This is a genomic window from Ensifer aridi (genome assembly GCF_002078505.1).
GTDB classification, from domain to species: Bacteria; Pseudomonadota; Alphaproteobacteria; order Rhizobiales; family Rhizobiaceae; genus Sinorhizobium; species Sinorhizobium aridi.
This window is the reverse complement of sequence record NZ_LUAV01000059.1, coordinates 1-10,502: the sequence shown is the minus strand read 5'-3', so window position 1 is coordinate 10,502 and position 10,502 is coordinate 1. Positions and strand designations below refer to the sequence as shown.

8 protein-coding genes are annotated in these 10,502 nt (G+C 55.2%); 3 read left to right on the top strand and 5 right to left on the bottom strand.

Annotation, left to right across the window (positions count from 1 at the left end):
• Positions 1-804 precede the first annotated feature (804 nt).
• The 3 genes from AYK65_RS31195 to AYK65_RS31185 all read left to right on the top strand — a co-directional run bounded on the left by AYK65_RS31195 (position 805) and on the right by AYK65_RS31185 (position 4,340).
• A complete protein-coding gene (locus AYK65_RS31195) occupies positions 805-1,968 on the top strand; it encodes a M20 aminoacylase family protein (RefSeq protein WP_081163208.1) in 1,164 nt (387 codons plus the stop codon).
• Between the two features lie 397 nt (positions 1,969-2,365).
• Positions 2,366-3,106: an aspartate/glutamate racemase family protein gene (locus tag AYK65_RS31190; protein ID WP_081163206.1), complete on the top strand. Its 741-nt coding sequence runs from the start codon at positions 2,366-2,368 to the stop codon at positions 3,104-3,106.
• Positions 3,107-3,167: 61 nt separating this feature from the next.
• Positions 3,168-4,340, top strand: coding sequence for a M24 family metallopeptidase (locus AYK65_RS31185; protein WP_081163205.1), 1,173 nt, complete (start codon positions 3,168-3,170; stop codon positions 4,338-4,340).
• A gap of 451 nt (positions 4,341-4,791) precedes the next feature.
• Here AYK65_RS31185 and AYK65_RS33780 read toward each other — a convergent pair whose 3' ends face one another.
• The 5 genes from AYK65_RS33780 to AYK65_RS31150 form a co-directional block, all read right to left on the bottom strand.
• Entirely contained in the window at positions 4,792-4,956 is a 165-nt protein-coding gene (locus AYK65_RS33780; RefSeq protein WP_081163211.1) for a hypothetical protein, read from the bottom strand.
• A gap of 337 nt (positions 4,957-5,293) precedes the next feature.
• Complete coding sequence (locus AYK65_RS31165) at positions 5,294-6,118, bottom strand: ABC transporter permease (RefSeq protein ID WP_081163201.1); 825 nt, start codon at positions 6,116-6,118, stop codon at positions 5,294-5,296.
• 4 nt (positions 6,119-6,122) lie between these two features.
• The gene (locus AYK65_RS31160; RefSeq protein ID WP_081163199.1) at positions 6,123-7,373 is read right to left on the bottom strand and encodes an ABC transporter permease; all 1,251 of its coding nucleotides are present in this window, start codon (positions 7,371-7,373) and stop codon (positions 6,123-6,125) included.
• 73 nt (positions 7,374-7,446) lie between these two features.
• Positions 7,447-8,499 carry an ABC transporter substrate-binding protein gene (locus AYK65_RS31155; protein ID WP_081163198.1) on the bottom strand — a complete coding sequence of 351 codons (1,053 nt, stop codon included), beginning with the start codon at positions 8,497-8,499 and terminating at the stop codon, positions 7,447-7,449.
• An 88-nt stretch (positions 8,500-8,587) separates the two neighbouring features.
• Complete coding sequence (locus AYK65_RS31150; protein ID WP_081163209.1) at positions 8,588-9,694, bottom strand: ABC transporter ATP-binding protein; 1,107 nt, start codon at positions 9,692-9,694, stop codon at positions 8,588-8,590.
• Between the last annotated feature and the right edge of the window lie 808 nt (positions 9,695-10,502).

Sequence of the window (10,502 nt, the reverse complement as noted above, 5' to 3'; positions counted from 1 at the left end):
GCCGATACCGCCGAACGGAGTCCCCGGGATCGTCACCACCATCTGGTTGATGCCGATCACACCGACCTCCATCGCCTCCGAAATGCGATTGGCAGTGTCATATGCCACGCCGCTAAATACACTATATCAATTAAACCCAAACTCGCAATACATCTGCGCGCAAGCCACCACCCGTGAGAAGGCAACGCGAAGGCGGCGATTTGCGTAAACGGGGACCGGGTAGGCAAGCGGCGCTCTTTCTACAAACCCAGAGGCCGACGGCGACCCGAGGTCGCCGGCAGATCACACAAGCGCCGCGATTTCCGTGCGCCGGATCTCCGCCCACGCTCGAAATCAGGCGCGCCAATACTCTCATGCACAATCGGCGCTTGCGCCGATCTACAAGCAAAAAAACGAAGATCCTATTCTCGCCGATGGAGCCAAAGCAAAAATCCGAAATCGTTGCTCGAGTGCAACACGAACTTTCCCGCATTTCCCCGCTGCAGATTTTGCTCGTCGCCTTTCGCCTCACGGCGGACCGCGCCATACACGGAACGTATTTCTCTTGCCGCAGTCAGTTCTGCTTGCACCTTCACGGTTTAAAATCCTCTCCGTGCGAGGCAACTTTCGGCTTGCACAGTTCGCAAGAAATGATATAGCGCAATGATTGAATGATATAATTCAAGGCGCCGGGAGAGCGCCAGTCAGCCAAGCGTCTCATTAAGACCAGCATGCGCGACCACCGTTGATGGGGGATGGGCTGTGGACTGGTTGGTCCGGCGCTGCAGCACGTTTGTCGGCTGATTGCATTTGGAGGAGAGCAAAATGGGAGGTTTTGAAGCGTTCAAGGAGATGACCGAGGAGGTGGCGGAATGGCGCCATTACCTCCATGAGCAGCCCGAACTCGAGTACGCGCTTCACAACACGGCACGATTTGTGGCCGAGAAGCTTGCTTCGTTTGGCATCAATCACATCGAAACCGGGATAGCGGAGACCGGAATCGTCGCCTTGATCCAAGGTGAACTCGGAGAGGGGCCGACAATTGGGTTGCGAGCAGATATGGATGCTCTGCCAATCATTGAAGCCTCGGGCAAGCCCTGGTCCTCGAAAGTCCGAGGTTTGATGCACGGATGCGGGCACGACGGTCATACCGCCATGCTACTTGGCGCGGCAAAATACCTCGCCGCCACTCGCAATTTCAAAGGCGCGGTAGCTCTCATTTTCCAACCTGCCGAAGAAAGCGGCAGGGGCGGCGAGAAGATGGTCCAAGAAGGCATCATGGAGCGTTTCGGCATCTCACAGGTCTTCGGAATGCATAACTATCCTGGCCTGGATATTGGGAAGTTCATGATTTGTAGTGGGCCAATTCAAGGGGGCCTCGACGACTTCGATCTGATCGTTAAGGGCAGAGGGGGGCATGCATCAACGCCTCACCATAACATCGATCCCATCGTCATCGGTGCGCAAATCATCGTGGGGCTGCAGGCGCTGGTGGCGCGCTGCGTTGATCCGCGAGAGGCGTTCGTCATCTCGGTGACTAAAATGCATGCGGGCGACGCGTACAATATCATTCCACAAACCGCCGAGATATCTGGCACAGTCCGCTGCATTGATCCGCATTTGCCTGCCTTCGCAGAAAAGGCGATATTCGATGTTGCGCAAGGAATAGCGAGAGGTTTTGGCGCGGAGGTCGAATTCAAATATCGGCGCCTTGAACCGATCACGGTCAACCACGAAGCGGAAACCAGACTTGCCGTTGACGCAGCGAGGCGCCTTGTTGGTGCCGAGGCCGTCAACGATCGCATGAAACCTGGGATGGGGGCTGAAGATTTCGCCTACATGCTTCAGGCGAGGCCAGGCGCATACATTTTCCTAGGCAATGGCGCCACCCCGTCCGTTCACAATCCGGCATATGATTTCGACGACGACGCCCTGCCTTACGGCATTGGCTATTGGGTAAGCCTGGCAGAGGGAGTGCTGGCGGCCTAGTTGGCTCCTATCCTGAAAACTCAACGTTACGACCCCGCCGCAGAGGTATGGGGCAAAGAGAGGATGAACGACCATAATGCTCAATCGCAGACGTTTCATGGAGGCGTCGTCCGCTGTTCCCGCCGGCGCTTTATCGGCGCCGGCTGTCCGGGTTTCGGCGTTCCGGACGTCCGCAGCTTTGTGAAGATGTCAATTCTGATGCCTATTAGTCAGCTATGTCGTTGTGATCGTGTCGGCAACGCTGGTGAATTTTGACAAGCGTCTCGTGGATGCCGCGAAAAGCGGTGGCAAAACAGCGTAGGAACGCAGCCTTCATAATGTGTCGCCGTCTACAGGCGACGATCGGTTGGCCGCCACGGCTGATGAGTGGTAGAACGTCGATGGTTGGAGTTTTAATATGGAGCACGTGCAAAAGTCGCCTCTCCCGATCCTGGGCATATTGGATCTCGAGCCAGGAGCTTGCCTAGGCAAGCCGCCCACACCCGGAACAATACAGGATCCCGCCACATTTGGTTTTCCAGTAATACGAGAAACCGCTGCCGGCGCTTGGGTGGATGTTGTAGTCCCCGGCGATCCGGGACTAGAACCGGCTTTCGTCGCGGCCGCCGAACGCCTCGTTCAGCGGGGTGCTATCGCAATAACAGCCGATTGCGGCTTCTCAATACGACATCAGGCTGCGGTCGCGGCGGCTGTTGGAGTTCCAGTGGCCTTGTCGGCGTTAATGCTTGTTCCCGTGATTCTACGTCAGCTTCCCGATACTAGAAAACTCGCCATAATGACTTTCGACGCTACATGTTTCGGCAAGGATCTGCTGAAGATTGACGATCCTATCGAATTGGGACGGATTGTAATTAGCGGAGTAGAAAATACTCAAACCTGGGTGAACGAGATGGCACGGCCGCCGGTGCCAACAAGTGCTGAGATCCTGCAGGCGGATGTTTGCTCCCGGATTCACCAACTTCGTGAAATCCATCCTGACATCGGAGCTGTCCTCCTTGAGTGCACGATGTTCCCGCGGGTGGCTCAGTCGGTCCGTCATTTCACGGGTTTACCCGTATATGACATTACCACGCTTTGCCGGATGTTGATGGAGTCAACAGGTGCGAGAGCTACAGAGGGTAGCGCTTTCCCGACATAGCCGCACAAAGAACCACTTCATATCCGCTTGCTGAGACAGCGCTTTCTGTGGAGAACCAACTATGACAATAAGCAAAGGCCCCCAAGCATTTCCCCGCACCGAATATTTGCGGCGGCTTGATCTCGTGAAGGCTGAAATGGCTCGACGAGGTGTTGAGGTGCTTGTGGTCTCAGATCAACATAACATTACCTACCTCACCGGCTACACAGCGCGATCTGCCTATGTGCCCCAGGGGCTGGTAGTCTCTAGCAGCCAAGAGGAGCCGATCTTCATTCTACGCCGAATGGATCGCCCTGCGGCCATTTATCAATGCTTCATGGATCAGGAAAAGATAGTCTCTTATCCAGAGGAACTGATAGCCCATCCGCAATTGGACGGCTATGATGCGATCATCGATTATCTGCTAGATGCAGGCTTCTCGACAAGTGGTATCGGTATTGAGCAATACAATGTTTCCACGCCGACTTTTGACAAATTCCGAAAACGTCTCGCCGAGGCAGAACTCATAGACTTCACCAAAGTTGTTGCATGGATTCGCCTTGTCAAATCTGATCTCGAGATCGAAGTGATGCGAGAGGCAGCCGCCATCGCGGATGCCGCCATCGCCCGCGCTGCCGAGGTAATCCGGCCGGGCGTACGTGAAGCTGACGCATGTTCGGAGATAGCAGCCACATTGATACGAGGCGCAAACGGCAAGCCGGGAACGCAGCTAGAACCACTAACTCTGTGCGCTAGCCCACGAACCGGCACCTGCCATATTACCTGGGCGGAAGACGTCTTTCGGAACGGATCCCAGGTCAACCTGGAAGTCGCGGGTGCGAGGCACGGATATGCTTCGGCGCTGATGCGAACATATTCTATCGGCACCCCCTCGGATCGCCTACAAAGAGTTCATGACATTCACTTGGAGGGTCTTGAGGCCGCTCTCGAGACCGCCAGGCCCGGCGCAACTTGCAGCGACGTAGCGAATGCGTTTTATCGAAGCATCGAGAAACGCGGTCTCAAGAAAGAATCCCGCTGCGGTTACGCGCAAGGCATTGGGTGGACGGAACCCACCGCAAGCTTGCGAGACGGCGACCTAACGTTACTGGCGCCGAATATGACCTTTCACCTCATGCTCGGCAACTGGATCGATGACGACTTTGGCTATGTCATCAGCGAAACCTTTCGTGTCACCGAAATAGGCGTCGACGTGCTAACCAGTTCGCCACGGAAAATTTTTCAACTCGCGTAGAACAGTTATGAGGCGGGCTGACAGTCTGGCATCATGGTTTGAGGGTGGGCTCGCTAGAACCGCTCTGTGGAGTAGTATGCTAGAGAACGTTCGGTTTGCGCCGACGGCATTGGAAGGTGCTTCACCCATCTCTCTGCGCACCTTGATGACTGCCGAAGATTATCGATGCCGTCCTCCGTAAAGACAACGATGAGCTCGATCGTTCGCTGGATCAGCGTCATCCTGGGCGACGCGGATTACAGCGATGGTACCAGTGACCAGCAAGATACTGCCGGTGAGTTTCCAGAGCGTTGGTGCTCGGTTTTGCAACCCGAGTCCTACCTAATGCGTGTCGCGCTTCAATCGGCCTCACATCCCGCCGCTTGAAGTAGTTCGTAGTTCCGGCATTTCCGTGACGGAGAAGAGATTGCAGATATCGCTGAGGACATCGGCGATGGCGCGGAAACTGCGGTCAGCTCGCTTGCGTAGGAGCGCCTTGAACTTGGAGAAGACATTTCAGTCGGATTGAGGTCGGGAGAACGGGAGAACAGGGTGGCAGGAGGAGAAGCCATGCGCCTATCGCCTTGACTATTTGTTCGGCTCGCTCGCTCTTATGGAAACCGACATTGTCGAGAATGACGACGTCACCGGCGACACGTGGGTGCGAGTTGCGTTTCGATCCAGGCCTCGAAGATCCGCCGGTTTATCGGCGCGTCGACGATAGAGGGCGTGACCACTCCAGTGATCGCAGGCCGGCGATGAAGGTCCGCGTCTTCCACGAACCGAAGGGCGCTTGGGCGCGATAGCGTTGCCCTTTTGGTGCCCAGCCCGAGCGCTTGGTCAGCTTCGTATTGGTTGAGCTCTCGTCGATAAAGATCAGTCGATCAGTCACGCCAATGCCTTGCTGAAGAAGCTTCGGCGTTGCCCTGTAGGTACTCTCTTTAACTTGGCTGAACGCCTGCGGCTCATCTCAGTCAGCGGATTCCACGGAGGCGCTCTGAACGCCGTCGAAGCAACTCAACGGTGATCAGCGCGACGACGGCGAAGACGACAAGCACGGTGGCAGCAGCAATGATACTGGGACTAATCTGTTCACGCATCCCGGAGAACATCACCTTAGGCAACGTTGTTTGCTCAGGGCCTGCCACAAATAGGGTGACAACTGTCTCGCCGAAAGATGTAAAGAAGGCGAAGAGAGCACCAGAGATCATACCCGGTAGTATAAGCGGTAGTGTAACCTTGAAGAAAGCTGTGATCGGCGCCGCGCCAAGCCCGGCGGCCGCACGAGTTAACGAGTGATCGTAACCTGCCAACGTCGCGACGACAGTCACGACGACGACCGGTGTGGCCATTGTGGCATGCGCCAGAATTAGTCCGGTGAAGGTATTGAGTAATCCGAGATCAGCATAAAAGAAGTAGGCGGCGACAGCGGTAATGATGACGGGCACAATGAGGGGCGCCATCAGCACACTCATTACCACCGGGCGCCACGGAAAGTTCGGACGGCTTAGGCCAAGTGCCGCAAGTGTCCCAAGTACAGTCGCAACGAGCGAGGCCGAAAACCCGATGAAGAGAGAATTGCGTAGCCCAGACGTCCATACGTCATTTGTAAATATCTCTTGATACCACCTCAACGACAGCCCAGGCATGGGATAGGTAAAAAAGGGAATGGAATTGAAGGAAAGCGGAATGACTATGAGAATCGGCGCAATTAGGAACAACAGCACGACGCCGCAGATGAACCGGTGCAGGTAGTACCAGCCCTTTTCTGCTGGAGAAGCATACGAAGATGCGGCCATTGGTCTATCCTATCTTGATCCGGTCGGCACCGACCAATTTGTTGAACACGATGTATAGCAGCAGTGTTGCGGTGAGCAGGATGGCCCCGAGCGCGGATGCCATGCCCCAATTGAGCTGCTGGTTCGTATAGGCAGCTACAAAATTGCTGATCATTTGATCGCCTGGCCCACCGACGAGGGCGGGGGTAATATAATAGCCTAAGCAAAGAATGAATGTTAGCAGACATCCCGCGGCGATGCCCGGCAGAGTCTGAGGGAAGTATACTTTCCAAAAAGCGTAAAAGGGACCCGCACCAAGCGAGCGCGCGGCGCGAACATGGCTAGGCGAGATCGACTTCATCACGCTGTAAATAGGTAACAGCGTGAATGGCAGCTGAATATGAGTCATCGCCAACACAGTGCCGAACCGACTATAGAGAAGTTTCGCTGGCTCCGACAAAATATGCAGAGACATCAATATTCCATTGATGACGCCGTTGTCTTGCAAGAGCACAACCCAAGCCGTCGTCAGTAGCAAAACGGATACCCAGAAGGGCAGAAGAACTACAATCATCAGTAGATTGCTAGTGCTGGGCGGCAATTTCGCCAGGAGATATGCTACAGGAAAGCCTAAGAGGAGCGTGGCCGCAGTCACGGTAATGCTGATCATGAGGGTGCGCAGAAATACGTCGCGAAAGATTGCTTTTTCACCGGGTGAGGCGACGATCCGACTGTTGGCGTTATATTCGAAATCGATGGAGCGCAGTAGGTAAAAGCCCGTATATGACGATCCGCCCCGCTTGAGCACACCCCATACATCACGCTCACCCCAAAGGGGACTGATGCCTATGAGCGCGGCTTTGTACGGCCCGCCTGAAAGTCCACTGAGTTTTCGGGCGCTTGATTTTACCTGGCTGGCAGCGCCTGGCAATTCATAGTTTACTCGCAGGCTGACCTTGCCGACAGTCTTTTCCATCCATGCCCGTTTAAGATCTTTGGCGAGCGCATCATAAACGCGTTCTTCGGGAAGTTCCTTACCATCCCAATCGCGTAAGGCCGCTGTCGTTCGGGGCATTAGCAACGACAGCGTATCATCGTGAATTGCGCTACGCATCATCCGGCTAAGCGGAAGAACAAATGTGATCAAAATGAACAAGAGGAGCGGCAGCACGAGGGCGAAGGCTCTGAGCTTTCGCCGGCGCTCGACCCGCTGCAGTTTAGTCCGCAGCGGAAGCTGGACAGTGCTTCCGGACATAGAGCCCATAGTTAAGGCCATTTCATCCTCTCGTTAAGCTTTGAACCCCCGGCTGTAGGCGGCAGGTACACCTGATCCTGCCGCCGCGCTGGACTTAATTTGCCATCCATGCGCTAAAGCGCTGGGTCAACTCATCTTGGTGGTCAGCCCAAAAAGCTTCGTCGTAGATCAAGGCGTTAGCCATGTGCTCGGGGTTGGACGGAAGGTTTGAGCGGGTTTCAGCATCCACAAGAGCCACCGCATCCTGGTTGCCCGGCGCATACGGAATGAGTGCGGCCATTTCAGCTTGAGCCTCTGGGGAACTCGCAAAAGCGATAAATTTGTAGGCCTCGTCCAATCTCGCAGTACCTTTCGGGATCACCCAGTAGTCATACCCGAGGATCTGCGCATCCCACATAATCGCGAAATGCTTGCCGGAGTTCTTCACCGCATCAAATATGCGGCCGTTCCAGGCTGAAGTCATAACGACTTGCCCATCCGCAAGCAGTTGGGCCTGCTGAGCCCCGGACGTCCACCAGACGGCCTCCTTTTTTATCGTGTCGAGTTTCTTGAACGCTCTATCGACGCCTTCCGGTGTACTGAGGACCTTGTAGACCTCCCCAATTGGCACCCCGTCTGCGATCAACGCCCATTCCAGATTCACTATAGGCCTACTATTCAGTCCGCGTTTGCCGGGAAATTTCTTGAGGTCAAAGAAGTCGGCAATGGTTTTCGGTCCGCTGGGTAGCTTGTCCTTGTCGTAGGCAATGATATTGGCAGCAGCGTTAGCCGGAACAGCGCAATCTTCTCTGCCGTTAAACTTTTCCGGATCCAGCCCCAGCTTGTTCCAATCGATCGTTTCGAGCATGCCATCTGCGCACAGTTGCCCCATTGAGCCGCCGACAACGACGTCCCACGTCACCGTATTGGTCTCAACCATCGCCCGGATCTTGGCCTGCTCACCGTTCCACGAGTCTTCGGTGACTTTGGTCCCAGTCGCACTTGCGTAGGGTTCGAAAAACGCCTTGCGCTGAGAGTCCTGAAAGTTTCCGCCCCACGAGACGATGGTCAGTTGATCAGCCGCGGAAACGGGTTGTGCCGACAAAAGGGCACTCACCGAGACGCCAGCGACACCTACGGCGCGGGCAATTATAGAACCTATTCTCATTAGACATTCTCCTCCCTCTTGTGCCGTCTCACCATGAGACGACGCTGCGCAGCACCGGCTCACCTCGCGGCAGCCCTCAATTCGATCGTCATGAAGGGCGTAGCGCCCGACAATCTTCCATTTTCCACCCGAGCGTCATCTCAACGCCGGGCTCGACGTGAGCGATGCCCTCTGAATTAGACAGCTTGACCACGAAGTCATCACGCCCACAGACTGACATGCGCGCGCGTATGTGGTCGCCGAGATAGATGACCTCCATGACCTTTGCGCTAAATATGTTTGGAAGCGAGCCGGGCAACGGATTTAGTTTCACCCGCTCCGGCCGCAACGACAGAACGGTCGGCTGCTCTACCATACCGACATTTACTGCCAGAGCCTGGATGATGCCTGCCCCCGGCATCTCGACTGTACAGGCGGGCTCATTGAGAGCAATGATCTTGCCACTCAACTGGTTGTTTTCGCCTATGAACTTTGCGACGAAGACGTTCTCTGGACGTTCGTACAGCTCAGCCGGCTTAGCTATCTGCTGGATGACTCCGTCGTTGAATACCGCGATCCGGTCTGACATTGTCAGCGCCTCGCCCTGGTCATGGGTCACGTATACGACGGTGACACCCAGATTCTCATGGATGTGCTTGATCTCGAACTGCATCTCCTCACGAAGTTGCTTGTCGAGGGCACCAAGCGGTTCATCCATAAGCACGAGTTTAGGCTCAAAGACGAGCGCGCGAGCGAGCGCAACACGTTGCTGTTGGCCACCGGAAAGCTGCGCAGGACGGCGCTTACCTTGCGCACTGAGCCGGACCATTTCGAGCGCCCGCTTTATCCTGGCTTCCATCTCTGGCTTGGGGAGTTTGCGGACTTTGAGTGGGAAAGCCAGGTTTTCTTCCACAGTCATATGGGGAAACAGCGCATAGTTTTGGAATACCATACCAATGTCGCGCTTGTGTGGGGGCATAGTGCCGATCGAACGCCCGGCCAGGAAAATAGAACCTTCCGTAGGCACCTCAAACCCGGCGAGCATCATAAGCGTTGTCGTCTTGCCTGATCCTGATGGGCCTAGCATGGTGAAGAACTCACCCCGAGCGATGTCAAGGTTGAGATCTTTTACGATGAGCGCTTCGCCATCATAGGTTTTCTGGATACCAGCAAACCTTACGAAGGCGTCGTCCCCTACATGCCCGTTGGGCGGCATCAGCGAGGACTTCGTTGCTGCAGATTGCCTCAAAACTAGCTCACCACCAGGATGCTGCAGGCCTTTGTACGCCTGCTTGCGATTCAGTTGGAGCATGTCGCGTTCCCATTTGCATTATGTCATTTATCGAATGGACCATATCATTTCTTGGACCGACCGCAAGATAAAAATTCTTACGTCGACCTCTCTCGCTTCGAGCTGCCGCCGAGACCGCCTCCCGAGCGGCGGCTATTGCTCACACGGCTCAAGAAAGACCTTAACGGTTTAAAAACTGAGCAAATTCTCTGGATCGGCAGAGACAGCGCGCCATAGTTCAACAGGTGCCATCACACATGTCGGCAAAGGTGAAGATGACACGCTCTTGGCTCTCAGCGTGCCTTGAATTGATGCGCGAACTTAGCCCAAGTCTTTTCCGACCGCTGCACCGCCAAACCTATGGAAGCCGTCGTTTTTCAGGCCGAAATCATCGGAGTCACCTGTGCCAATGATTCACTCTGATGAGCCTCAGTGGAAACGCGGACGGCGATCCTTCGGCTGACCATGGACTATGAGGATTAGTGCGTGTTTTGCCCGAGCGCCTCTTAGGCGCGAGGACAGTCTTTCGATGCTAGCGGACTACGCCAAGTGATCGAGTCGACCTGGATTCCGATTTCTCGAGGTCATGTTGAGGTTTTCACGGCGGCGCCGAGTCATCAGCCGCCAGAAAATATGAAGCCGGGTCACGCTACGGAGACGACATTGACCGGATTTCGGACAAGGATATCCCTCAGGGTCTGAAGCAGATCCGAGAGTTGCTTTAGGTCCTTTG

Excerpts from the sequence above, each read along its gene's own strand:
- AYK65_RS31195 (WP_081163208.1), top strand. The coding sequence starts at position 805 with ATGGGAGGTTTTGAAGCGTTCAAGGAGATGACCGAGGAGGTGGCGGAA.
- AYK65_RS31190 (WP_081163206.1), top strand. The coding sequence starts at position 2,366 with ATGGAGCACGTGCAAAAGTCGCCTCTCCCGATCCTGGGCATATTGGAT.
- AYK65_RS31185 (WP_081163205.1), top strand. The coding sequence starts at position 3,168 with ATGACAATAAGCAAAGGCCCCCAAGCATTTCCCCGCACCGAATATTTG.
- AYK65_RS31165 (WP_081163201.1), bottom strand. The coding sequence starts at position 6,118 with ATGGCCGCATCTTCGTATGCTTCTCCAGCAGAAAAGGGCTGGTACTAC.
- AYK65_RS31160 (WP_081163199.1), bottom strand. The coding sequence starts at position 7,373 with ATGGCCTTAACTATGGGCTCTATGTCCGGAAGCACTGTCCAGCTTCCG.
- AYK65_RS31155 (WP_081163198.1), bottom strand. The coding sequence starts at position 8,499 with ATGAGAATAGGTTCTATAATTGCCCGCGCCGTAGGTGTCGCTGGCGTC.
- AYK65_RS31150 (WP_081163209.1), bottom strand. The coding sequence starts at position 9,694 with ATGCCGCCCAACGGGCATGTAGGGGACGACGCCTTCGTAAGGTTTGCT.